Origin of the sequence: Tautonia rosea (genome assembly GCF_012958305.1) — a bacterium.
In the GTDB taxonomy this organism is placed as follows: domain Bacteria; phylum Planctomycetota; class Planctomycetia; order Isosphaerales; family Isosphaeraceae; genus Tautonia; species Tautonia rosea.
This window is the reverse complement of the sequence record NZ_JABBYO010000025.1, coordinates 15,323-40,486: the sequence shown is the minus strand read 5'-3', so window position 1 is coordinate 40,486 and position 25,164 is coordinate 15,323. Positions and strand designations below refer to the sequence as shown.

At 61.1% G+C, this 25,164-nt stretch carries 14 protein-coding genes; 9 read left to right on the top strand and 5 right to left on the bottom strand.

The window, feature by feature from the left end; translation table 11 throughout:
- Positions 1 to 213 precede the first annotated feature (213 nt).
- Complete coding sequence (locus tag HG800_RS28105) at positions 214 to 3,318, bottom strand: DUF11 domain-containing protein (RefSeq protein ID WP_169981019.1); 3,105 nt, start codon at positions 3,316 to 3,318, stop codon at positions 214 to 216.
- A 915-nt stretch (positions 3,319 to 4,233) separates the two neighbouring features.
- On the opposite strand from HG800_RS28105, the gene galE reads away from it, so the two are divergent.
- The 7 genes from galE (at position 4,234) to HG800_RS25620 (ending at position 17,188) form a co-directional block, all read left to right on the top strand.
- Positions 4,234 to 5,232 carry a UDP-glucose 4-epimerase GalE gene (galE, locus tag HG800_RS25650; RefSeq protein WP_169981017.1) on the top strand — a complete coding sequence of 333 codons (999 nt, stop codon included), beginning with the start codon at positions 4,234 to 4,236 and terminating at the stop codon, positions 5,230 to 5,232.
- A gap of 28 nt (positions 5,233 to 5,260) precedes the next feature.
- Positions 5,261 to 6,325, top strand: coding sequence for a glycosyltransferase family 2 protein (locus tag HG800_RS25645; RefSeq protein ID WP_206352464.1), 1,065 nt, complete (start codon positions 5,261 to 5,263; stop codon positions 6,323 to 6,325).
- A gap of 68 nt (positions 6,326 to 6,393) precedes the next feature.
- Positions 6,394 to 7,224 carry a hypothetical protein gene (locus HG800_RS25640; protein ID WP_169981015.1) on the top strand — a complete coding sequence of 277 codons (831 nt, stop codon included), beginning with the start codon at positions 6,394 to 6,396 and terminating at the stop codon, positions 7,222 to 7,224.
- A gap of 115 nt (positions 7,225 to 7,339) precedes the next feature.
- Positions 7,340 to 8,272 (top strand): glycosyltransferase family 2 protein, encoded by a 933-nt coding sequence (locus HG800_RS25635; RefSeq protein ID WP_169981013.1) that lies wholly within the window; start codon positions 7,340 to 7,342, stop codon positions 8,270 to 8,272.
- 95 nt (positions 8,273 to 8,367) lie between these two features.
- Positions 8,368 to 9,582 (top strand): glycosyltransferase family 4 protein, encoded by a 1,215-nt coding sequence (locus HG800_RS25630; RefSeq protein ID WP_169981011.1) that lies wholly within the window; start codon positions 8,368 to 8,370, stop codon positions 9,580 to 9,582.
- Positions 9,579 to 11,843 (top strand): tetratricopeptide repeat protein, encoded by a 2,265-nt coding sequence (locus HG800_RS25625; protein ID WP_169981009.1) that lies wholly within the window; start codon positions 9,579 to 9,581, stop codon positions 11,841 to 11,843. The genes HG800_RS25630 and HG800_RS25625 overlap by 4 nt, the downstream gene beginning before the upstream one ends.
- 548 nt (positions 11,844 to 12,391) lie before the next feature.
- Complete coding sequence (locus HG800_RS25620) at positions 12,392 to 17,188, top strand: LamG-like jellyroll fold domain-containing protein (RefSeq protein ID WP_169981007.1); 4,797 nt, start codon at positions 12,392 to 12,394, stop codon at positions 17,186 to 17,188.
- A gap of 129 nt (positions 17,189 to 17,317) precedes the next feature.
- On the opposite strand, the gene HG800_RS25615 is transcribed toward HG800_RS25620, so the two are convergent.
- Positions 17,318 to 17,776, bottom strand: a complete 459-nt coding sequence (locus tag HG800_RS25615) for an Hsp20/alpha crystallin family protein (RefSeq protein WP_169981005.1) — start codon at positions 17,774 to 17,776, stop codon at positions 17,318 to 17,320.
- A 428-nt stretch (positions 17,777 to 18,204) separates the two neighbouring features.
- Here HG800_RS25615 and HG800_RS25610 point away from each other — a divergent pair, with 428 nt between their 5' ends.
- Together HG800_RS25610 and HG800_RS25605 are read left to right on the top strand one after the other, a co-directional pair.
- Complete coding sequence (locus tag HG800_RS25610; RefSeq protein WP_169981003.1) at positions 18,205 to 19,521, top strand: FHA domain-containing protein; 1,317 nt, start codon at positions 18,205 to 18,207, stop codon at positions 19,519 to 19,521.
- Between the two features lie 1,006 nt (positions 19,522 to 20,527).
- The gene (locus HG800_RS25605; protein ID WP_315852111.1) at positions 20,528 to 22,066 is read left to right on the top strand and encodes a replication initiator protein A; all 1,539 of its coding nucleotides are present in this window, start codon (positions 20,528 to 20,530) and stop codon (positions 22,064 to 22,066) included.
- A gap of 39 nt (positions 22,067 to 22,105) precedes the next feature.
- Here HG800_RS25605 and HG800_RS25600 read toward each other — a convergent pair whose 3' ends face one another.
- The 3 genes from HG800_RS25600 to HG800_RS25590 form a co-directional block, all read right to left on the bottom strand.
- The gene (locus HG800_RS25600; RefSeq protein WP_169980999.1) at positions 22,106 to 23,254 is read right to left on the bottom strand and encodes an acyltransferase family protein; all 1,149 of its coding nucleotides are present in this window, start codon (positions 23,252 to 23,254) and stop codon (positions 22,106 to 22,108) included.
- Positions 23,255 to 23,447: 193 nt separating this feature from the next.
- The gene (locus tag HG800_RS25595; RefSeq protein ID WP_169980997.1) at positions 23,448 to 23,915 is read right to left on the bottom strand and encodes a hypothetical protein; all 468 of its coding nucleotides are present in this window, start codon (positions 23,913 to 23,915) and stop codon (positions 23,448 to 23,450) included.
- Positions 23,916 to 24,070: 155 nt separating this feature from the next.
- The gene (locus HG800_RS25590; RefSeq protein WP_169980995.1) at positions 24,071 to 24,961 is read right to left on the bottom strand and encodes a ParA family protein; all 891 of its coding nucleotides are present in this window, start codon (positions 24,959 to 24,961) and stop codon (positions 24,071 to 24,073) included.
- Positions 24,962 to 25,164 lie beyond the last annotated feature (203 nt).

The following is a 25,164-nucleotide window of genomic DNA, read 5'->3' as shown; positions in this document are numbered from 1 at the left end:
GGGTCTTGGAGTACGGACTCGTAACGGCATCCGCCCCGTCCCCTTCTCATCATGGTATCGGAACAGAGCACCTCGCACTCGCAACACTCATCTTTGGAGAAGAAAAGGAGAACGAATCCCGAAGTGCCCGTCGCATGAGGCAAGGAAGCCCTTCCCGACACCGCTGAGGAGTGATCCCTTACGGGGCCGGGAAGGGGGAAAGCGGGGTTCGGGTCAATTCAGGTTGAGCGCGTTGATCAGGAAGGCTCGCAAGCGGGTTTTGCCGGTCTGACCGAGGCGCTCGAGCGTGGCATCGAGGGCAGCGAGGCGTTCGACGCCTCGGAAGGAGGTCGAGGTTTGAGTGGGAGGCGCGATCGTCCGCGCTGCGGCCTGCACCTCGACGGTCGAGCCGATCGGTTCGGTCGGCAGCTTGAGCAGGTTGATCGTGTAGTTCCGGAACCCGACCCGGTGGCTCTGTCCGCGATCGGCCAGCCACTGGTCAAGCTCCGCGACGCTGCCGACCGCAAGCAGTTCGTGGGGGAACCACGAAGGAACGTGCGGCCTCGGGTAATGGGGGACGCCATTGGGTGGCATCGGGGTGGGTCTGGGAGTATGAATGGGAGTGGGAAGGACGAGGATCTCGCGGCCGAAGTCGGAGACGTAGTTGCCGCTGGGCAGGGTGTCGTAGTTGCCGTCGAGCAAGACGCCGTCGCTCGCCAGGCCGTCTTCCGGCATGCCGTTGATCGTGAGCTGATAGCGGAAGCCGTGGATCGGCAGGCGAATGGCCGGGGAGAGCCGGACCGAAAGGCCATCGGCGCTGATCACGGCGTTGACGATGTCGATCTCTCGACCGACGGCGTGAGGGCCGGACGAGACGATCAGGCGGTAGTTCTCGACATTGGTGGCGGGTCCGACGTCCATCGGGTCGGAGAAGGTGACGACCAGGACCGTCGGCTGATGGTGGATGCCAAGCCGGTCGAGGTCGGTGACGACCGGGGGCCTCACGACCTCGGTGGTCACGGTCACGGTGTTGTTCGCGGGGTCGGTGTCGGTCTCATTGACCACAACGACAGCGGTGTTGGTGATCGTCGCCCGAGTCCCGCCGTTGGTGGAGGTGGGAGTGACGACGATGGTCACGGTGGCCGAGGCGCCCGCGGCCAGGTTGCCGAGGTTTGCCGTCACGATCCCGGCCGCTTCGCTCGCCGTCCCCTGGCTCGGCGTGGCCGAGACGAAGGTGACGTTCGCCGGCAAGGTGTCGGTCACGACCACGCCGGTCGCGTTGCTCGGGCCGGCGTTCGTCACCGTCAGGGTATAGGTCAGGTTCTGGCCGACGACGACGGGATCAGGCGTGTCGGCCTTGGTGATCGCCAGATCAACGGCGGCCAGGACCGCGGTCGTGGCGATGGCGGTGTTGTTGGTGTCGTCGGAGTCGTCTTCATTGGCGACGACGTTGGCGGTGTTGGTGATCGTCGTGCCACCGGCGGCGGCAGTGGGGGTGACGACGATGGTGATCGTCGCCGAGGCCCCTGCGGCCAGGGTGCCGAGGTTTGCCGTCACGATCCCGGCGGCCTCGCTGGCGGTTCCCTGGCTCGGCGTGGCCGAAACGAAGGCGACGTTTGCCGGCAGGGTGTCGGTCACGACTACGCCGGTCGCGTCGGTCAGACCGATATTGGTGACCGTCAGGGTGTAGGTCAGGTTCTGGCCGACCAGAACGGGATCGGGCGCGTCGGTCTTGGCGATTGCCAGGTCGACGGCTCGGAGGTCGGAGAGAATGACCTCGGAGAACTCTGATGTCTCGATCCGGGGAGCCGCGGCGGTGACGAGCGAGGCGGTTGCGGTGACGGCCAGCCCCGCGGCGATGGGCGTTGAGGAAATGGCATTGATCGGTGCGTTACCGGCGGCATCGGTGTTGACGGTGGTTTCGAACAGGAAGGTCCGCCCCTCGCCGAATCCGGATGGATCGGCAACCGGGCTGGAGAAGAACTGCACGACGAATTGCTGGTTCGGCAGGCTGTTGAGGGTGCCGATGATCGTCAGATTGGTGGCCGTGCTGACCGCCGAGGTGAGCACGGGGAAATTCTGGAAGTTGTTCGGCCCGAGGTCGGGGTCGAGCGGGTCGTTCAGCGTGACACCGTCGTCGCCGAGGTCGATGCCGAGGCCACCGTTGTCGTCGATCGTATTGGTCATGATCATGGTGCCGAGGGGTGCGTTCCCCCCGTTCGGCCCGCCGGTGACGGCGACGCCGTCTCCTGCATTGAAGCGAATGGTGTTGCCGACACCGGCGATCGCCGGGGCACCGCCGATCGAGTTGTCGTTGGCATCGAAGGCCACCTCGACGCCGTGAACGGCGTTCCCGAGCGGTGCGGCGCCCGAGGCATCGGTGCCGATCAGGTTGCTTCGCACCTCGTTGCTGTTGGCCGCCCTGCCATCGAGGATTAACCCCTGGATCAAGATGCCATTGGCACCGTTGCTGGAGATCAGGTTCGGAGCACCGGGGAAGACGGCACCGCCGGTGGTGCCGATCCGGTTGAACGAGGTGTTCTCGATGAAGACGCCGTTGGCGGTGTTACCCAGCGGCGCGGTACCGGCAGCATTGGTGCCGATGTAATTGTTTGCGATCCGGTTGCCGTCGGCCGTCGGGCCGGTGAAGGCGAGGACATGGACGCCATGTCTCCCATTGCCTGAGATCAGGTTGCGAGCGGCTGGCGTGCTGCCGCCGACCGTGTTCTGATCGGCCCGTTCGTTTTGGCCGACGATGAGTACACCGTTGTCACCGTTGGGCGCTGCAGCAGTTCCATCGACGGTGGTGCCAATGAAGTTCCCCTCGATCGTGTTCAGACTGGAGCTGTTGATCCAGATGCCATGGCTGGAGAAGTTTTGGATGACCAGGCCGCGGATCGTGCTCTGGTCGGAGCCGATGCCCAGTTGGAGACCAGTGCTTCCGACCCCCGCGCCGCTGCCGTTGAGAACGATCTGATAGACGGCGTTGTTGCCCACGTTCAGGGTGTTGGCCGAGGCCCCAGCCTGGGTGAAGCCGTCGATTGTCACCACGTCGGTGAGAAGCGGCAGGGCAGCCGCAGGCGCGATGACGTGGGGGCCGGCCCCGGGGATGTTGAAGACGATATCGTCGGCCCCCGCCGCATTGTTCGCATCGACGATGGCCTGTCGAAGCGTTCCCGTTCCCGCGCCGGGGAGCGGATCCACGCCGCCGTTGTCGCCCGTGCTGGTGACGGTGAAGGTGGCCAGGAGCGTCCGAGACTCCATAAGTTCCAGTGTCGGCCGACGGCCGAGACGGCTGCGCTTGCGTCCTGATCCACGGAGCGATCGTGTGGTCGTCATCGTTGGCTATGCCTCAGTTCGTGGTGGACGGATCGCCGGGCCGACACGCGTCACATCCATGAAAATTCGTCCTGATCAGAGTGATTCAGGAACGAAGTGCATCCTTCGATGAAACGGAACTTCTTCACGCTTGAGAGAGTCGATCCGGTTTCCCGTGTTGAAATCAGGTGATCAGATCAGATCGGAACAGGGTTCACGTCCCGGCGGAGCCCTCAACGGCATCACCCCCCGGTGGTGATCGACGAGTCGATCGTTTACTTCGCGCAGACGCTGGGCGCAGACGGGTCCGGCTCATCCTGACCGTCACGATTCATGGGATGGGCGTTGGGTGTGAGTGTCGCGTCCTGACAGACCTCGTTGCGGTCTGTCGACGTCGTGTCGACACGCACCTCTTCGAGACGGGTGAGACCGCTCGCACAGCCTCTGATCGGTGTTGTTGAACCTCGCACTCGGGCTCGTTGGGATAAGCCCGCCCTTTGTCCTCGTAACTTGACGAATGGTTAACAGTCGATCACATTTACGAAAAAAGCCCCGCCGATGCAATCATGTGTGATGCATCGTCAGGGCCACCGTGGCGCTGGCACCATCCTTCTCGAATGGTCCGACTTCATTATGGTGCGACTCGAACGAGACTGCAAGTTGCTGAGTCGGCTTAATCGCCAAAATTCCTCCCAGTCCCACAAACCTCCTGAGCGGCAACTGTTCACGAGACGACGCGATGAGAGGGAGAGAGGAGAGAGGTTCGAGACGGGGGGATTCGTTGACTGGCGGGCAGAGTTGGGTGCCGGTCCGCGCGTCGGGACCTATTGGTTATGATATGCAGGCTCTGGGTAATCAGCCCGGAAGCGGTGTCGGTCGGAAGCGGCGGATCCTGGGCTTGAGTCAAGGTGCTTGGCCCTCGGAGGAACTGATCGGATGAAGCTCTTGTTGACCGGAGGCGCCGGCTATATCGGCAGCGCCTGCCTGAGGTGGCTGGTAAAGCACGGGCACGACCCGATCGCCTTCGATGACCTGTCGGAAGGGAACCCGCCGAGCGTACCAGGGGATCGCCTGGTGGTGGGAGACATTCTTGATACGGATGCCCTCACCGAGGCCTTGAAACGGCACCAGGCTGAGGCGGTGATGCACTTCGCGGCGTTGGCGATCGTGCCGGACTCGGTCAAGGATCCGGACAATTACTACCGGGTCAACGTGGTCGGGACCAAGAGCGTGCTCGATGCGATGCGGAGGGCGGAGGTGCCTCGAATCGTCTTCAGCAGCACCTGTGCGACGTACGGCAACCGGGCCGAGATGCCGTTGACCGAGGAGACGCCGCAGAATCCGGAGCATCCGTACGGAACGACCAAGCTGGCGGCGGAGCGATTGATCAAGGATTACGCGGCGGCGTACGGGCTCGGCTATGCAATCCTGCGGTACTTCAATGCCGCCGGAGCCGATCCGGATGGGACGTACGGGGAAGATCGGCGTCACGAGACGCACCTGATTCCGTTGACCCTTCAGGCAGCGGCCGGATTGAGGCCAAAGCTGACCGTGTTCGGGACCGACTGGCCGACTCGGGACGGCACCTGCGTTCGGGACTATATTCACACCGAGGACCTGGCCGACGCGCATCAGAAGGCCGTCGAGGCGATTGGGCCGGGGGACGGTCGAATTTACAACGTCGGCTCCGGGCACGGCGCAACGGTGTTGGAGGTGATCCAGGCCTGTGAAGAGGTGGTCGGACGACCGATTGCCCGAGACCTGGCCGGCCGACGACCAGGAGATCCGCCGGAGTTGATCGCCAGCCCGGAGAAAATCGCCTCGGAATTAGGCTGGAGCCCCCGTTATACTGACATCCGAGCGATCGTTGAGACCGCCTGGCGATGGCTCGAATCCCACCCTGACGGCTATGGCCCGAAGCCGTCCCGAGCCTGAGCATCTCGCCTCGAAGGACCTCGCATCCGTGACCGCCCCCCTGCCCCGACCGGAGTCCTCGACCTTTCAGGCCCTCGATGCGCTTGGCGCGGTGGCGATTGGCCGCAATGAGGGGGATCGACTGATCGCTTGCCTCGATTCGATGGTCGGTCGGGTGGGCCGGATCGTCTATGTCGATTCGGGATCTCAGGATGGGAGCGTTGCGGAGGCGAGGGCGCGGGGTGTCGAGGTTGTCGAACTGGACACGAGCATCCCGTTCACGGCCGCAAGGGCAAGGAACGCTGGGCTGGATCGGCTCCTGGAGCTGGAACCGGGATTGCAGTTTGTTCAGTTCGTGGACGGCGATTGCGAGGTGGTCGACGGCTGGATTGATCGGGCGCGTTCGGCACTGGAATCGCGGCCCGAATTGGCGGTGGCCTGTGGGAGACGTCGCGAGCGGTATCCGGAAGCATCGGTTTACAATCGTCTGGCCGACCTGGAGTGGGATACGCCGGTCGGCGACGCCGACGCCTGCGGCGGCGATGCCTTGATGCGGGTCGAAGCGCTCCGAAGTGTCGGTGGGTTCGATCCGACCTTGATTGCCGGAGAGGAGCCGGACCTTTGCTTCCGGCTCCGGAATCACGGTTGGAAGGTGGTGCGTCTCGATGCCGAGATGACCCGGCACGACCTGGCGATGACCCGGTTCAGCCAGTGGTGGCGTCGTCATGTCCGGGCCGGGCACGCCTATGCCGAGGGGGCCTTCCGTCACTTCCAGACGCCCGGCCGCCCCTGGTTTCGCCAGGCGGTCAGCAACGGCGTCTGGGGCCTGGCGGTGCCGCTCGCCAGCCTGGGTCTTGCCTGGCCAACCGGGGGGGTGAGCCTGCTCGGCCTGCTCGGCTACCCTTTGATCGCCTTCCGGGCGACCCGAAGGCAGCGGAAGCGAGGCACGCCGGCGGGGCAGTCGGCGCTCTTCGGTGTCTCATGTGCTGTGTCGAAGTTCCCGCAGGCAGTCGGGGAACTTCGGTTCGTGGCCAATCGGTTACGCGGACGACGCGGGGCTTTGATCGAATATAAAGGGGCAACTGCCAAACCCATCATCCCACCTCGAGCATGACCTTCCCCACTCGCCGCTGGCATTCGCGGACTCAGGCGTCTTTGAACAGTTCCCAAGGAGCACTCTGAATGGATCGGATTGATGGTTCCGACGAGATCTATCTGATTGGCTGTAGCCGGTCAGTCCTCGATCTGACACCAGCCGAGTGTGCGAGGATCAACCGGGCACGCTGCGTGATGGGATTGAACAAGTTTATTTATTTTCACAAAATCGCTAATATTCTGCCGACGCACGTCTGGTTTACGGACTACCACCCGCCATCGCCCCGGATCCTTGGCGACATCTTTGCCGCCTGCCGACGGGATGGTCTCAGGGGCCTGACCTTCGTGCTTGACGCGTGCTACCAGAAGTGTTTGCGTGTCGGAGTGTTCCGCTACCATGCGGCGCGGGTACGCCGCCGGCTTCGGCTCCGTCGCAGCCGAAACTGGCCACTCATGCTCGCCCCTGCCAGCTGTCGGTACGAGTTTGTGACGCGTCATGACTGGCTTGAGGGAGGGTGCTGGGCAACCCGGATCGACGAGCCATTGTATAGCCTTCGGACAGCGTTCACATCGGCGTTGAACTACCTGGCAATCCAGTATCCGGGCTCGACGATCCGTCTGGTTGGGACGGACTTCAATACGCGGGGCTATTTCTTTGATGAGGAAATGCTGCGTCTGGCCCTGCCATGGGACGATTGGACGGCGTCCATGCAGTCTCAGCACGGGACCCATTCGGCCTCGATCGAATACAACGGGGCGACGGTCTTCGACGGCTTCCCCTACATGAGGGAGCACCTTAACCAGGCGGGGATCCGGCTTACATGCAACAATCCTGACAGTGAGCCCGTGGTGCGGGGTCTGGCCTCGTATGCGCCGATTGGGTCGATAAGCGACAACTCAAAGATGGCCAGCACATGAAAATTGCACTTCCTGAAAGGCATGATTGCGGCCCCCGATTTTTTGTCTCCCCCTCTTGGTTTGGAGAGGATACGTCAACTGTCACCCTCTTCGGTCAATCACGGGAGATGGGGCGATGAGTCAATTCAGACCACCCTGCATATCGGTTCTGATGCCAGCGTACAATGCTGAGCGTTACGTCGAGCAGGCCGTCCGCAGCGTTCTTGGTCAGACGTTCACCGACTTTGAGTTCTTGATCATCAACGACGGATCGACCGACCAGACGGGGGCAATTCTCGAACGGCTCGCCGAGGAGGACGAGCGGATCAGGCTTGTCAGCCGACCGAATACAGGCTATGTCGCGGCACTCAACGAGATGATCGGCATGGCTCGGGCCTCCCTACTTGCCCGGATGGATGCCGACGACGTGGCCTTGCCAGAGCGATTCGAACGTCAGGTTGCCTATCTACAGGCTCATCCCGATTGTCTGGTCGTCGGCAGCGCGGTCCAAGTCGTTGATTCCGACGGTGATCCGCTGTGCGTGTGGAATATCGACGTATCGAATCATGAACAGATCGACTTACATCATCTGAACGGACGACGAGGAGCGGTTCTCTGTCATCCTTCGGTCCTTATGCGAGCCGACGCAGTTCGGGCTGTGGGGGGGTATCGCCCGGAATTGGAACCGGCGGAGGACATGGATCTCTACTTGAGGCTTGCTGAGCGGGGTCGGCTAGCGAACCTTACCGAACCGTTGCTCCACTACCGGATGGTGCCGACCAGCGCCAGTCACGCCCGCAAGCGGGAGCAGGTCATCGGCTTGCGCAAGGCAATATCTGAAGCATACCAGCGACGGAAATTGCCCCCGGGCCCGCTCCCGCCGCTCCCAGATCATCCGGCAAAGGCGGATCTGACGAAGCTGTCTTACAATCGTCATCTATGGGGATGGTGGGCCCTGGGGACCGGCAATGTGCGCACGGCCCGCAAGCACGCCTGGGCCGCCCTGGTCCGATCCCCCTGGTCGTCTCGTTCGTGGAGATTGATGCTTTGCGCGATCCGGGGACGATAATTGAAGCCGAGCCGACGGCGACATCTGACCAGGAATCCCCCCTCTCACCCATTTTCTTGAGCCCGGGATGGCCACTCGATGCGTGTCCCAACGGCGTGGTGACCTATGTCGCCACGATCGTACCGGCCCTGCGGCACATGGGCCACAAGGCACATATTTTGTCGACCCGGGTAGCCGAGGGGGGCTTGATTGGCCCCGAGGCGGAAGGGGTTATTGATCTGCGGCATGAGGACATGCGGTCCAGTCTGCTCAGGCAATTGTCCGATAGTGTGCGCCGTCAGATCGATGCCAGGTCGGCAGTCAATTATCGCCAATGTCGAGCGATCAGCCAAGCAGTCCGCCGAATCACTGGTGGCACCCCAAGTGGGCACATCCTGGAACTGGAGGAGGTCTTCGGCTGGCCCCATCGGGTGCGGCGAGACATCCTGGTTCCTATAGTCGTCCGCCTGCACGGCCCCTGGTTCCTCAACGGGCCGAACAACGGCGCCGACCCGGAGAGCCGTGAATTTGCCCAGCGGGTACGAGAGGAGGGGCTGGGAATCGCCGCAGCCAACATGGTCACGGCGCCAAGCCGTGACGTACTCGAGCGGACCCGAGCCTATTACGGTCTAGCTCTGGATGGGGCCGAGGTAATCCCGAACCCTACACCGACCGTACCCGAGGACCGTCGATGGCGTCCCGATCAAAGCGACCCGGACCGACTTCTGTTCATCGGCCGGTTCGACCTCCACAAGGGAGGCGACACGATGATCGATGCATTCGCCCTTCTGCAGCGAGATCGGCCGGCGGCACGTCTGACGTTTGTCGGACAAGACCGGGGTCTGGTCCGCGACGGCCGGCACTGGCAACTGAAAGCATACATCGAACACAGGATGCCGGGCGCTTTGAGCGCTGGTCTGATCGAGTGGCTGGGGCCAAGACCTCAATCTGAACTGGAGGGTCTAAGGCGTAGGGCAGCCGTAACGGTCGTCGCATCGAGGTACGAGACCTTCGCCATCACCATCTGCGAAGCCATGGCAGCCGGGTGTCCCCTAGTGGCCACACGGGCAGGGGGAGCAGGCGAGGTGTTCGAGCACGAAACGCACGGCTTGTACGTTAGACCAAGCGATTCGGAAGATCTAGCTGCGGCGCTGTCGAGGATGCTGGCCAACCCGGACCGATCAGCCGCAATGGGAGCGGCCGCGGCGGAGCATTGCCGCAGGAATTACTCGCCTGAAGTTGTCGCCGAGCAAACCCTTCGCTTTTACCGTCGAGTGCTGGCCAAGAGCGCGACTCAAGGCATCCTTGCGCAGAAGGAGACCCGGCCGTGAGTCAGACCGCCATGGTCGCCCTGCTGGCCTGGCCCGTAATCTGCTTGCTCTTCTTCGCGGTCCTCGGTCCGTGGCGAGGAGTGATTACGTCTTATATTGGATCGTACTTATTTTTGTCTGGACAGGTCATCGTTCCGATGGCTGGGCTGCCCGACTACACCAAGTTCACGGCGGCCAACCTGGGGGTCCTGATCGGCATTTTGATCTTCGACCTTCGCCGGTTCGGAGCGTTCCGGCCTCGCTGGTATGACTCGGCGGCCTTGATCCTCTGCAGCGTCCCGATTGCATCGTTTTTGAGTAATGGCCTGGAACTCTGGCCGCTGATTTCGGCGGTCAACTCCACGATTCAGGCCTGGGGCATTCCCTACTTCGTCGGCAGGCTTTACTTCGGGCGTCCCGGAGCCGATCGGGATCTGGCACTGGGGATGACCTTGGCCGGCGTGTTGATGACACCGCTCATTCTCTTCGAGGTTTTCGGACAAACATCGATCAGCGGGCTCCTGTACGGCATCCCTCTGTTCAACGGATACAAGTATGGATTTTATCGACCTGTTGTGATGGCCGCCAATTCGCTGGAACTGGCACTTTGGTCCACCCTGACAGCAATCTCGGCCTTTAGTTTGTGGGTCACACGAGCCGTTTCGAAAATTGCCGGTGTGCCATTTGGCCTCTGGACGGCAATAGCCATTGGAGGCGCGATCATCTGCCTGGAAACGGCGGCGCTAGGATTCCTGATCATCGGGATCTTCTTGATCGCGATCACTGCGGGACGATCACGGTTTGGCGCATTGCCCGAGTTACTGGCTTCAGGAGCGGTGCTGGTCGTCGTTCCCAAGGCGGGGCTCCGGTTCGCGTTGATGGGTCTCACCGGGATCGGTGTCGTACGTTACCTGTCACTTCATCGGAACCGCCTGCTGATCTTGATGGCAAGCCTGGCCCCTCCAATCTATCTTGCCTTGCGCATTTCTCGACTGGTTTCACGAGAGGCGTTGACGTCAACCATCTATGCAATCCTCGGCAACCAACGGGGTTGGTCATTCGCATTCCGGATCATCATGGAAGACCGGATGATCAAATATGTGATGCAACGACCATTATTTGGATGGGCAACGTATGCCGGGGGCCGGGCACGGGCACCGGATGTCAAGATTCTCGACAGCATGTGGATTATTTTTATGGGAATCTATGGCATTATCGGATTGGCGTCCCTTTATGCATTACTGTGTCTTCCTGTTGTGTTGACAAGCCGCCGGCGGCCGGTTGAAACCTGGTCGGACCCGCGTCAGGGCGCCGTCGTTGGGCTTGCTGTAGCAATTCTTATGTATACATACGACAGTATGCTTAATGCATACTCGATGATTCCGGTTCCGCTCATCGTGGGGCTTGTTATGGGCCTTCCCGCAGTTATGGGACAGGCTCGGAGCTGGGTCTCGCAGTCAACGTCTGACCGGGAGCTTGAGCAGGTCGATCGATTCGCGGCGATGGGAAGAGTCAAGGAGGCCGAGGCCATGTGCCGTCGGGTGATCTCGGTCCGGTTGGCCGATCGATCGGGACATGCGTCCTTGGCTGATGCCTACGATCGGCGGGCGGATTTACTGGAAACGCTCAATCGGCACGAGGAGGCGGAGCCGGTGCGGCGTCAGGCGCTGGAACTGCGGATCGCCGTGGCGTCGTCGGCATCGAGCGATCCGACGGTGAGGGCAACCCTGGCGGGGTGTTGCGAGCGTCTGGCGCGGACTCTGGTGACTCAGGGTCGATGGAGCGAGGCGATCGAGATCCGTGGTCTCGCTCTGGAGCAACGGGCAGCCGTGGCGTCCGTTTTTCCAGAGGATCAAGGTGCCTTGATCGCCTATGCCGACGATCTGAACGATCTGGCCTGGCTGCTGTCCGTCGGCGGAGACCGCGCCATGAGCGACCCACCTCGGGCCGTCGCGATGGCCGAGCAGGCGGTCCGAATTCACCCCGGCTGCAAGTCGTACTGGAACACACTGGGAGCGGCCTATGTTCGGGCGGGCGATCCCAGCGCGGCGCTCGCGGCGCTGAGACAATCCTTACAGCTTGGTCCCGACGAGACCGGCTTTGACGAGATTCTTCGGGCGATGGCACTAGCATCGCTCGGAGATCCTGATGGCGCGCGAGAATCGCTTGGCCGGGTCGATCAGTTCCTACAAGGTGGCCGGCCGGCTTCCGCGTCGCTGCTCCGACTTCGCACCGAGGCGACGGAGATGCTGGGGACCTCCGTCCCGGCTGTGGTCCAATAATGCTCCCGGAATGCGTCTGGGCGGTGTTGGGCTTGAACCGATGCTGAAGCGTTCCTGAGGTTTCTTTTTCCCTTCAGGAGGGTCGACCGGACGGGATCTCTCCGAGGGGGTTTGCAATGGCCTCCTTTTCCGCAAAAAAAGTGCTTAAGGCGGCTCATTTTTCTGATACTACCATCAGGGGGGACATTGTCACGGGGCCGGCCGCAGGTTGCGTCGAGCCCGGCAAAATGATCCCGCCGAGGAGCCTTGGAGCCCGGTTTTGCTCGACGATGAACGATCAGCCGCCAGAGCCGGGCGGGCCTGCCGCGACTCCCCCCCTTGACGATTCCCTCCTCCGGCGATGCCGTTGGGCTGTGCCTTCCGGTACGGCCTTAATGGTGGTCGGGGCGTTGCTGGTGGTGTTTGCCGGTTGCTCAGATCTGTTCTCATCGAATCAAGGTCACAAGCCGCCGATCACGACCGAGGCAACGATTGTACGGAACGAAAGCCAGCCTTCCGACGTTGGACGGCCGGCGGCCGGCCCCGCATCCATCCCATCGGGGCCACTCATGTCTTTTACCGATCCGGACGCCCTTCCCGAGCGTTTGCTCTGGCTTCGTGCCGATCGCGGTGTTTTCGGACACGGCGTTGCGCACTGGAATGGTACGTCTCACACCCAGCTTGTTGGTCCTGGCAAGAGCGGCCTGGAAACCGGCAATATCGATTTTGCGTTTGCCTGCTGGGTCCGTGTCAACAAACGACCTTCGGAGGTTGGGTTCTCGAAACCCAGCACCCATATTGCCAGCAAGTGGGGAACCGGCACGGAATGGTTGCTGTGTCTGAACTCCCCGACCGGTGCGGACCAGTTCTGCTTCACGGCCCGTGGGGCAAGTGTCGCTAATTCGCCTCGGTCCGCCATTCCTGGCGGTATTGAGTTGGGGCGTTGGTACTTCGTGGTTGCCTGGCACGACGCGACGACCAATCCTTCGGCTCGGACCCTGAATCTCAGCGTGGACGGCGTGACCGTTGCCTCGACCAGTTACAGCGGTTCTCCGCTGGACAGTTGGGCGTCTTTCACGTTGGGAGCTACCAACAACACCGTTGGTTATCCACCCATCAGTCTCTGTCGAGCGGCGTTCTTCAAAAACTCGCTGGGCGGAATCGGAACGCGTATCAACCCAATGATTGCATCGCTCTACAACGGGGGAGCGGGGGCCGATCTGGAACAGTTGCGGTCGGAAGACCTGCGCGATTGGGGAACAATCGCCTACTGGCCACTCGATGAGATTGGGGGTACTCGTCGAAACATTTACACGTCAACGACTGGAAGGAATCTTTCGGATCCGTCGGGGATTGGAAGTCTCGGAGGTCCGCTCGGTGGTCGAGCAGCACACGACAGCCTGGTGACTGGTTGGACGGATCAGGTCAACGGGCGGAGCTTTTCCTCAGCTGGATGCCCGTGGCGAGGAGACTCGGCCCGGATGTTCTCGAACGCTCGAGATCGTCGGTTCGAGCACACCGAGGTGTTGCTCTCGGGTCGATCGGAGTGGACGGCTACCCTGACGGGGGCAACGCGATCGGGACTCGGCTTTGGCCTTTATGGGGAGTCAGAGGCGATCGGGGAGGACGATTCCCTGGAACTTCGGGTCGATCATGACAGCGTCCCGGAGCTGGCGATCAAATCGGCCGGCAACCCCGAAGTAATAGTCCGTGCCTCGGATGCCATTACCGGCCGACGGTCGATCACGATCGCGGCGACCGAGGCAATTCCTCTGGAGAGTGACTCTGTACCTCGCCTGAAATGCAAGGTAACGGTCGGCCCTGGGCATCCGTTTGCCACCACGGATGTGGTCCGGGTGACGGGTTTGGGACCGCCCTTTGACGGCCAACACTGGGTGACCCATGCGACCGAGAGCGAGGTCCACTACATCGTCGACAACCCGGCAGCCCCACCGACAACGGCGGGAGCCCGACGGTTTTCCGGCGGGTCTCCAACCACGAACCCTGCTCCGGAAGGGGTCGTGTCGACAACGTTGGACCACCGATTCGCTGCGGATTGGTCGGGGACAGCGTGGACTGTGGCGGGCTGGGTCCGCAAGACGAGCGAGGTTGTTGATAGCCTGACCGGCGGAAGCGGTCTCTTCGCTGCGAAGGACTGTTCGGATCTTCGAGTCCTGAGCACTCATCCCCAGATTCTGCACGCGGGAGACGGTTCACCAGGTTCGTATCAACTGGCCCTTCCGGGAGGTCCGTCGGCGACGTTCGGAGAAGCCCCACTGGAAAGCTGGGTTCATTTGGCGGCCGTTCGGTCTGGAAATGTGATCACGCTCTATCGTAACGGGATCTCAGTGGGATCGCTCGATGTCTCGTCTGATCCTGAGCTTGGCTCGACCTTCTCGGGTCTGAGTTTTGGCAGCAATGCCGCGCTGAGCGCGGGCTTGCCTTGCTTGCTGGACAACTGGGGGATCTGGTTAGGCCAGGCCCTGTCCTCGGCCGAGGTCGAGACGCTTCACGGAAACGGGACGGGAGTGTCGTTTGCGGGGCTTCCAGAAAGCCTGAGATCCGGTGTGACAGCCTGGTATGACTTCGACGAGGTGTCCGGAACGGCGGTGGATGCTTCGGGCAACCATCCTCTGAAGGAACGAGGTGTGGTGTCGTCGGGGGAAGGTCTCGGCGGAGGAATTCCGTTTGTTTCGGCCGTCTCGGCGGGTCACGTTTTCGGGACCGGATGCACTCAGATCGCCGACGAGTTCACAACCGACGCGGGGGTTGCGCTGGAGTACCGACGCTGGGTGCTCACCGTTCGCCGATCCGGTTCGGATGTCTCGTTTTTCCGCAATGGAGAGTTGATCGGTTCGGGAACCATTCCCCTTGAGTTGCTGGGACCATCCTCAGGGGTGTCGCGAGTGCTCGGGATCTCGAACCGGCTTGGTGCGCCTCATGGGTCGATCGAGCACGTGCATTTGACCGGCAGTGCGCTGGACGACCCAACCATCTTCGGGCTGACGGCTCAGTTCTCGGTGCGACCAAGCCAGACGCGTGGGGTTGGCCCGCTGGGTGTTCAGTTCGATGCCACCCTCTTTCCCCACGTCGATCGCATGGCTGCTCAGGATTACGATTATCTCTGGAGATTCGTGCGTTCAGACACTCAGGAACTTCATGACCCGTTCCTCTCTCCCGCCAGCGGTCAAGCGTATGCACGAGCAACGGGATTTTTTGTTTCTCAGGTCTTCGAGCATGAAGGGGAGTATGATGCCCATCTGGTCGTACTAACCCCGCGCTACAATCGGCAAGGAACAGCGCAACCGCAAACGTGCCTGTTTGCCGGAAAAGTGGTCACGATTACAGTCGAACCCTGGCCGGCAAGCAGAACGATCTATTACGTTTCATCAACGCATCCGAATCGCAACGACAACGGGCCGGGAACGTCTCCAGACGCTCCATTAGAAAGCGTCACGGAGGCAATTAAACGATTTAATTGCCCATACACACAGATTCTTTTGCGACGTGGAGATAGTTTCCCGTTTCGCAACATGCTCGACCTGAATTACCGAAGAGGTCCAGTGATGCTCGGCGCTTACGGTGATTCGGCCGCAGCGAAACCGATTTTGCTGGCCCCTGCGAATCCCGAAGGCAACCTCGGCCACGTCAGTCTTGAAGGGAACTTCGACCTTCGGATTTCGGGGATTGCGTCTCGCGAACTGACAACCCGGTCGAAAACGGCATATCGATTCTGGGGAAGTAACCGCGCTCTCCTTTTTCATGACCTCGATCTTCGAGAAGGAGGCATGTGCTTTCATGTCACGAATGGCGATCGCGGTGTGATTGTGGACCGGTCTTATCTCGGGTCTGCATCGGATTACACCCTTTACAGCGAAGGAGGGTTCGAGATCAGCCTGACCCGCTGCGCAATGGAATCATTTCCGGTTCAGCACTTTGTGCGACTCAATCAATCGCAACGTTCTCAGGTTTCGCACTGCTATCGCCAGGAAAGTCCTTACCCAATGCCGAAAACCTGGTTCTCTCCGCGGCACCAGACTCGTTATTTCGTGGTAACCGACTCCTCAGGCGACAATTTGCAAACGGTGATCAGCAGCGTCAATCAGACTGAAACCGGCCCCCAGTGGGGGCTTATCGAACGGAATCACCTTCGCTTTATCGATCTGCACAGCAGCAGCTCGACCACGGTTCGCGGTAACGTGATGGTCAATTTGAACCAGCCGGACCACATCAACAAGCACATCTACTGGCGTGATGAAGGGGCAGCACGCAGCAAACGCGCCGAGGATGGGCGCGGGTACGGCAATCAAATGCTTCCTAATATGACGGTGCGTCACTGGCTCGCAGATCGGACTCTTCTTGTGAATGAGTCGAACTTTCATTTTGACCCAGGAGTCGCATTGGTACCCCCAACCATTCTCCCGGTTGCGGAGATTCCGGGCGGGGCAATTCTGACCACTTCGGGTTATGGTTCGGGAGGACCGGAGCCCTGGTCGCTTCGCTGGATGCGGCGTCCTGCGGGTGGAGACGATCCGTTTGAGCCGCTGGTCGGTCACAAGAGCGCGAGTATCGTCGATCTCAGTCCCTCGCCCGGGACCTACGAGTATCGGATGGATCTGGTCACGGTTTCGGGTCTTGAGGCCATCGGATCGGACGTGGTGACCATCGAGATTCCGGACACTCAATCCGGTTATCGGTTCGATGTTCCGACTCCGGTCGAATGTTTCGCGGGCGAGTCCTCAACCTCGTTTAGTGTCTCGCTTCAGGGAGATCCTCCGGTCAGTCCGGTCACAATCACTCCCAGTAGCAATGGACCGGGACACTTTGATCCCGCGTCCGTTGTTCTCTCAGCTGAAACGCCTTCGGCTCAGTTTCAGTTCTTCCCGGATCCGGCACCGGAAGGTGTTGGGACGTGGTTGATCTCGACAACCAATGATGGCGGCCTGATTGATCCTGCTCCCGAACCATTCACCGTCTTGGAGCGTCTCACCGATCCGAATGAACCCACCGATCCGCCGACCGATCCGAACGAACCCACCGATCCGAACGAACCCACCGATCCGCCGACCGATCCGAACGAACCCACCGATCCGAACGATTCCCCGACGCCGCCCCAGCCAAGACCCTTTCGCCTCCGAATGCTCCCCGACGTGACTCCTCCAGTCGGGAACAGTGGTCGGGGCCTGTCGGGTTTTCCCTTGAGGACAACGACAACCCCTTCAGAAGAAACTCCTCCTCAGAGTGTTCCGGGTCACCAACCCCTTTCGCCACCAACCGGAAACCGTGAATCGATTCGGCCAAACCGGGAAGATCCTGCTCCAAAGAGCCGACCTCTGATCCCATGGTTCCGCAAGCGTAGAGGGTAACGGCACGGTTCTTGAGAACCCTGGCCGATTGTCCGAATGCTCCCTTGAGGAGCACCGACAATCGGTCAGGGCTTATGCCAAAGTGCTGGTTCTCGGTGAAATGGTTGGGGGGTAATGCGTTGTCCCCTCTCAGGAGGACCGAGAGGCAGCCGGCCCCACCTTGATTTGCTTGGGACGAGCCGATTCGGCCTTCGGCAGCGTGAGCCGCAAAACTCCATGATCGTGCTCAGCCGTTGCGCGATCCGCGTCGACAGGGACCGCGAGGGTTACCGTCCGGCGGAAGGTCCCGTGCCGCCGCTCGCGGAGGTGCCACGTTTCTTGCTCTTGCTCCTGCTCGGTTTGCGTCTCGGCCTGAATCGTCAAGGTATCGCCATGAATGGTTACCTGAACGTCTTCAGGCTTGATTCCAGGCAAGGACGCTCGGACCACGAAGGCCTCTGGCGTTTCCGAAATGTCCAGAGGCAACACCAAGGCTGATCCTCCCGAGGGCAGGCTATCAGGCCTCACAAAGCTCTCTTGCAAGAGCGAGTTGAACGCATCGCGGAGGCTCACCATCTCGCGGAACGGATCCCAACGTTCGATCGCCATCGTTCTCCCTCCCCGATCCTTTGTTTGTTTTGAACACGCCCAGCGCGCACGGGGGACGGTCCCCGGAACCCGGACGTCTCGTGAAAACAACACTCGCTGGCTCAATACGGGTCGCCAGTGAGACGAAACCACTGCTACTCGATCCCACACGGCCCGAATGGCATCCATCTTTGGGATGCAACCAGCGTACCAATTGCAGAAATATTCCTCTAAAGCAATAACCAGAAACAGGTTGTGTTCGGCTCTCGTCTTGAGTTTCCCGAACAATACTGCCATAATGACACCAATCCGGCCGTCGTCCTGGAGGCTCTGCCCGGTTATTCATGCCATTTTGGCAAGACTAACTTGAACTTGACACCGTTCCATGAGCGTCACCTAACATGCTTTCATTCGGTACAGCGATTGCTACACTGCGTCGTGGGCACTGATTGGCCCTTGAATCCTCCAAAGATGAGCGAGGGAGGACCCTCATCACTCGTCCCGATGGTCACCCTGAACCGGCTGGCTCAAACATCCCGGCCCTGCAGTCCACGCTCTGGGCTACGGGAGGGCTCCGCCTGCGACTGATAGGACCCGATGGCCAGGGAACCATTGCGATTATCAACCGTCCGTTTGCCCTGATTGGACGAGCCTCGACGGCTGACATTCCGGTCTTGAGCCGGGACGCGAGCCTCAGGCATGTCTACCTGCACCGAAATGCTCACGGGGTCTTCGCGGTTGATCTAGTTTCCCGGACGGGAACGCGGTTCGATGATGCGGCACCCGGTTCCCGAGCCTCCTGGCTCCGGCCTGGAAGTGGCCTGGAGTTGGCCGGACACCGTGTCGAGCTGCTCGAACCCGGCTCGGCGAGGAACCGCCACCCGTTGGTTCTACCTGAGATCGACCCGCTGGCTGCAGGCAATTCCTTTGCCCCGCTGGTGCTGCGGCCCGAGGATGATCCCGATCAGGCAGCCTCGATGCTTTCGGAGCTGTCGTTTCTGGGACGGAGCCGCGCCTGCGCTCTGCGAGTCGAAGGGGAAATGGTTGCCCGGGTCCATGCCGTCCTCGTTCGGTCGGCTTCGGGGAGCTTTCTCGTCAACCTCGCCGGGTCTGGTCTGACGATCAATGGCGAGCCGTCCCCTCTTGTCGTCGCGATGCGCGATGGGGATCAGCTGGGTCTGGGCCGACGTCGGTTTCTGGTGCAACTGCCTTCGGGACCTCAAGCGGGCCTTGCCTCCCCACCGGCGCCTCGAGGGCTTTCGTCTCCCGTCGTCTCTTCAAACCGGTCTCTGGCGTCCCCTGCACTCTCCAATCAACCGGAAAGCGACGACGTGACGCGAGCACTCCAGGCCGTCCGAGACGGCCAGGACGACTTGATCCGGACCAACGACCAGTTTCAGCATGCTCTGGTGGCCGCCGTCCGACAGCTCTACCAGGAACAGAATGCCCTGTTCGAGCAGCATCTCGACCGACTCGACCGCCTTCAGCACGAGGTGGCTGAACTCCGGGCCGAGCTTCGGGAACGCCTCGACCCCTCCCCGTTGCTCCCTCCTGCTCCCGATCGTTCGAACGTCTTGCCTCCCCCTGCATCGGCCCCTCGAGACGTCCCTCGCCCCTCGCTCGCTCCCGGCTCAGAGCGAGCGACCTCCTGGCTGATCGATCGCCTCGGTGAGCTGGAAGAGCAAGTCGAACAGGAATCACGATCGGGGTGGCGCGACCTGCTCTCGCGGCTCGGAACCCCCTTGCGTGCACGAGACGGCCTCTGATTCCGTCGAAACGCCAAGCTCTCAGAACGCGCCAGGACGGCCTTTCAGACCGAAACGTCCAGAACGTCGACAGACGCTCCAGGATCGCCTCTGAGGGCATTCTGGAGCGTCTCGCGGCCATTGCCTCGCCGATTGTTGCGACGATTCAGACCGAAAGTCAGTGAAACAGGACTCGAACTGCCCTGCACTACCGATTAACCGGACACCCTAAAGGCCTTCCCCGCGTTGCTCGGATTCCAAAGGTCTATTACCGATTAACCGGACACCCTTCGCCCCTCATCCGAAAGTTGCCCACGGTGCGGATTCCGGTCGGTGCAGCCCCGACTCTTCCCGAGCACCAGCCGCCTGCTTGACCGTCACGGAATCCTTCCGTTTGTGAACGCCTGTACTACAGATTCACCGGACACCCTCCGCCAGCAGGTCCTCCGCTCTCCGACCATGCAGCCAAACATGAATGTGATCATGACTCTATCGGCTTGCTTCGATCCAAAGGGCTGGTGTTGTAGATCGACGATTCCACGAGCAGTGAACGCTTGTGCTACAGATTCACCGGACACCCTTGATGATCCGCTCAGATGTTTTCCACAACGACCCCCGTGCACTCACGATTAACCGCCCATAGAGAACAGATCGCCAGAAAAGATTCTGGGCGCCATTCGCCTGAACCTCTTAAAATTTTGGGCGCCTTTACCGATTAACCGAGCATACTTTGCGGTCCACCTACCGATTAACCGGACACCCTTTGGCGTGCACCTAACGATTAACCGAGCATACTTTGGTTCCGTAAACCCTTTTCTTATAAGGATTTACGTTTCCCTAGACTTTTGTTTTTAAGACTTTTGTTTTAGAACAACAACAACGCGCGCTCGCGTGCGTGAGAGCGCGCGAGGGGAGAGCAATTCTTTGGAGATTTCCCCGTTGTTGTTGCATGATTTCTGCACGGGGACGGAAAGAGACCGTTCCGGACTTTCGGCTCCCGGAACGCCCCTGGAACAGGACCGCCGCCGTGGACAAGCCCGATCGAGACGCCTCACTTTTCGACGATCTGGACGACCAGATTCCCACCGACGAGAACGCGGCGGAGCCTGCCTTCAAGGACGAGCTGAACCTGGCCGAGTTCCCGATCGCCTCGCTCGCGGATCGGGTTCCCGACGGCCAGACCACGCTGGTGTTCGAGGACCGGCTCGATCGCCGCGACGGACCTCCCATCGTGCGCCGACTGACCATCATGGGGACAGCCAAACACGGATTGCCAACGTCGATGGACGACGAGATCCTCGTTGGCCTCATCCAGTTGACCAAGCGATGGAACAACTTCACCGAGCCAAAAGTCAATTTTTCTCGCTACGAATTGATTGAACTGCTGGGCTGGCCTCAGACGGGACAGAGCTACCGGAGGATCGAGGAGGCCCTGCATCGCTGGGTGGGAATTGTCCTCTCATATGAAAATGCATGGTGGGATAACACAGAAAAAAGCTGGGTTGATGAAAACTTTCACGTGTTGGATAATGTTACGCTTTTTGATCGTGAACGTCGTCGTCCTTCCCGGAATGTTGGGGCATCCCAGGGAGGGGGGACTCAAAAGCGAGGTAAACGAGGAAACGCCCCTCCTCCGCTCTCAAGTTTTAAGTGGAATGAGGTGATTTTCCGAAGTTTTCAAAGCGGAAATTTGAAACAGATCGATCTTGAGTTTTATTTAAAATTAAGACTTCCGACAACAAAACGCGTTTTCAGATTCCTCGATAAGCGATTTTATCGATGTGAACGGCTTGAATTCGATCTGCGCACGTTTGCCTGCGAGCACATAGGCCTGAGCCGATCGTACAAGCCGACCGAATTAAAACGCCGCCTGCGTCCTGCGATTGCCGAGCTGGAGCAACAAGGGTTTCTGGAACCGATGAGCGAGGAGGCCCGCTACCTGCGTAAGACACGAGGATCCTGGCAGATCGTTTTTCTCCGAGGTCCGCGGGGGCGATCGACGATTGAGCCGACCGCCGAGGAACGCGTGGAGCTAATGGCGGTGCTGACGGATCGGGGGGTCACCCCTCGGATTGCCGTCGAACTGGTTGAGCGATACCCCCCGGAGATGATCCGTTCGAAAGTCGCCATTTTTGACTGGATGGCGAGGCAGGACGATAAGCGATTGGCCAAGAACCCGGCAGGGTATCTTGTATCCTCGATCCGAGACGATTATCAGGCTCCCGAAGGATACATCCCCCCCGACGATGCCGAGCAGCTCGCCCGCGCCGAAGCATCTGTCGCCGAGGAGGAGCGACGGCGTCGAGAAGAGGAACTCGAAGCTGAGGAGCGACTTCGGGCAGAAGAGGCGGCCGAGGTGGCTCGCATTGCCGAACTCAAAGCTCGCTGGGAAGCCCTGTCTTCGGCCGATCGAGAGACGATCAAGGCCCAGGTCAAGGCGGCACATCCCGGGCTTCGTCGCTCCCGGAACGCCCTGGAACGGTTTTGCCTTGAGGCGCTTGACGCCCGCCTCAAGGGGCAGAATCCTCCCGATCAGCCGTCGCTCTTCGCGGACGATGATGCCTGATCTGGCGGTTTTGGGGCGGCGGGTTGGGGGCCGTGAGGATCAGACGCGAAGGAAGAGGCGACGCTTGTAGAGATACAGCAGGAAGAGCCATTGGACCAGCAGAGTTCCGATTGCCGCGGCCACGGGAAGGAAGTCGCCGGGGATCAGGCGGTCGGAGAGGGTGTAGACCCCTCCCAGAAAGAACTGGGCGATCCGGTCAAAGTCAAGGAACCGTGGTACGACGTAGATCGTGATGGCGTTGACGCCAACGACCACGAGAACGAACGCCCATCGCCGCCACCGCAAGACATCGATCAAGGTGTAGAAGGCGGCCAGCAGGATCAGACTCCAACCGCCAGCGACGAGCACGAACGAGCTTGTCCATAAATTTTTGATGATGGGAAACCAGGCTCCCCAGAGCGTGCCAATGATCACGCTCAGGATGCCGGCCAGGAGCAGGCCGAGTGCCTTCTGCCAGGGGGTCTGTCGTTTCGATCGCAGCCAGGCACCGCTCAACGCACCCATCAAGACCGTGGCGACAGCCGGGATTGTTGAGAGTAACCCTTCATTGTCGCCAAACCCGTAATACGGTTCGAGGATCTTCCCGGGCAGATAGTGGCGATCGACCCATCCGGCAAGGTTTCCCTCCTTGGAGAAATCGCCCGCCGTCCCTCCTGGGGGAGCGACTCCCGCCAGCAAGGCCCAGTAGCCAAGCAGGATAGCCGCACCAGTGAGAATTTGGGTACGCGTGGAGGTGTTCATCACGATCACCGCAGCGATTCCGTAGCAGATGGCGATCCGCTGCAGGACCCCCGTGATCCGTAGGTTCTCCCAGTCAAACTGCAACACCCCATTACAAAGCAGGCCAAGGGCAAACAGCAGAATCACCCGGCGGCCGATCCGACGGGAGACTGCTCCCTTGCCCTGCTCGGCCGCCTTGCTGAGAGAGAACGGCAAGACGGCTCCGACAAGAAAGAGGAAGAGCGGAAAGATCAGGTCGTAAAAGCGGAATCCTTCCCAGTCGATGTGCTCGAACTGCTGGGCGACGGTCGAGGCGGTCACGGAGCCCGACCAGGCCGCCCAGGCCAGGACCAGGCGATCGCCGCCGACGATGCAGAGCATGTCGAGCCCTCGGAGGGCGTCGATCGAGAGCAGGCGATCGGATCGAGGGGTCGGCGCCGTGGCCGGCGGTGCCTGGGTGTCGAGCATGCGAGGTCAATCCGGAGGGGTGGCACGATCGAGAACAAGCTTCGGGACGTGTCGTCGTCACCGATGGGGCAATCAAGATCGGGAAGCAGCTTACCGGATGATCCTGGGTTCTGGCCACGTCCCATCTCGAGCAGGTCCGGCAGAGTGATTCCCGATCCCCCCTCGTTGACAGCTTCGTCATGGGGGGACGAGGTCAATTTTCCGAGTCGCCATCTCCTTGGCGGCTGGAGCGTCGGTCGCGAGAGTCGTAGAGGACCATCGATCCGACGAGTGGCCGGAGCAGGTCGTTGACGACCTCAGAACGGTCCTTGCCCACGTGGATCGCGTAGAGCCAGAGCTTCTTGTCCAGCTCTTCCTCGATGGCGAACATGCGCTGAACGCGTCGGAGCTTGGCAGCCCCCCTGCCCCGACTTTTCGATCGCGATGATCCTGTCGAGGGGGATGACCCTGACGACTTCGGAGCCGACTCGACCTCGGCAGCCGGTTCCGGATCGACCGATGGCCGGTCGTCGCCATCACTCGCGGAGGAGGAAGATCGAGGAGCGGCTGTGGCCTCAGCGGCGGCCATCCGGCGCTCGAACTCGGCTTCGGTCATCGCGGGTCGGACCAGTCCGGTTCGGCTCTCAGGGCCCGGAATTCCCCCGCGTCTGGTTGTACTCATTCGAGTCGCCCCCCCTGCCCTTTGTGATGTTTCGTTGAGCGCCTGGCCTGGCTCGGCGTCTGGTTTTGATTGGATGTGGCGCGTTGGTCAAACCGTCGCCGCGACGGCCAGGCACCCTCGCCCGGTGGCCGGCCGTCGCGCCGGGTCGACGGCTCTCACGCAGCGGCGCCGGAAGCGCCGCCCTGCTCCTCGATCGGTGCGTCATCCTCGGAGGGTGCTTCGTGCAACGTGTTCCCATCGGGCTTGGTGCGAGCCGAATCAACCAACTCGCCGCCCCGGATCAGGAACGCTTCGGCCGCGGCCTGATAGGCGCGGCTCCCGGCTCCGTAAGGATCGTAACGGACCAGAGGGACGCCCCGGGCATAGGCTTCCCGGAAGCGGACCGAGGTCGGCACCGACCGTTCGAAGGCCAGGTCGCCGAAGTAGTCACGCACTTCGGCTTCGATCTGGCGAGCCACCAGGGTCCGATCGACCCGGGTGATCAGGACGCCGGTGAGCATCAGAGGCCCGGCGTCGGTAAATTCCTGGCGAAGTGAGCCGACCTCCCGGATCAAGGTTTCGAGTGTCTTGACCCCAGCCAGGGCGGCGATGCACGGGTCGATCGGGATGACGACCTCGCCAACGGCATAAAGGATGGCCACGTTGAGGGGCGTTTGCACGGGGCTGGTATCGAGGATCACGACATCGTGATCGCAGACCCGACGCAGCACGCGGCGGACCCGGAACTCTCTGCCCTGGCCAAGCCCCTGGCTGCCTCCCATCTGATCGGAGCAGGAGCCGAGACGATCCCCGGGAGGGATCACGTCGAGCCCCTCGACACTGCTGGGCAAGACCACATCGGCCATCTCTGCGTCGTCGAGCAAGAGGTCGGCCAACCCTTCCGACGGCAACCCTGCCGGGAAGAGGCCGAGCGACGCATTGCCCGACGGGTCGGCGTCGATCAGAAGCACTCGCCGTCCCAGGTCAGCCAGGCTGGCTGCCAGGTTGATGGCGGTCGTGCTCTTGCCGACCCCTCCTTTTGCGTTGGTCACGGCGACGCTCCGCATCGACCGTTCCTCCCCGATCGGTAGTCCCCTGCCCGTCTTCTCGATCGGCAGACCTCGCCGACCGAAAGCGATCAAGGGTCAGTCGCAACATGCGATCAAAAATCGTGTTGCGACAAGATCTCGGCTTATTGGTTGCCTGGTTCCGAGGCTTCCTGGAGCCTTTTGAATCAGGCAACCCAACGTTCAAGGCATCCTGGTTCCTG

Coding starts and splice junctions, on each gene's coding strand:
- HG800_RS25640 (WP_169981015.1), top strand. CDS start 6,394: ATGGATCGGATTGATGGTTCCGACGAGATCTATCTGATTGGCTGTAGC.
- HG800_RS25600 (WP_169980999.1), bottom strand. CDS start 23,254: ATGCTCGACACCCAGGCACCGCCGGCCACGGCGCCGACCCCTCGATCC.
- galE (WP_169981017.1), top strand. CDS start 4,234: ATGAAGCTCTTGTTGACCGGAGGCGCCGGCTATATCGGCAGCGCCTGC.
- HG800_RS25615 (WP_169981005.1), bottom strand. CDS start 17,776: ATGGCGATCGAACGTTGGGATCCGTTCCGCGAGATGGTGAGCCTCCGC.
- HG800_RS25590 (WP_169980995.1), bottom strand. CDS start 24,961: ATGCGGAGCGTCGCCGTGACCAACGCAAAAGGAGGGGTCGGCAAGAGC.
- HG800_RS25635 (WP_169981013.1), top strand. CDS start 7,340: ATGAGTCAATTCAGACCACCCTGCATATCGGTTCTGATGCCAGCGTAC.
- HG800_RS25595 (WP_169980997.1), bottom strand. CDS start 23,915: ATGAGTACAACCAGACGCGGGGGAATTCCGGGCCCTGAGAGCCGAACC.
- HG800_RS28105 (WP_169981019.1), bottom strand. CDS start 3,318: ATGACGACCACACGATCGCTCCGTGGATCAGGACGCAAGCGCAGCCGT.
- HG800_RS25620 (WP_169981007.1), top strand. CDS start 12,392: ATGTCTTTTACCGATCCGGACGCCCTTCCCGAGCGTTTGCTCTGGCTT.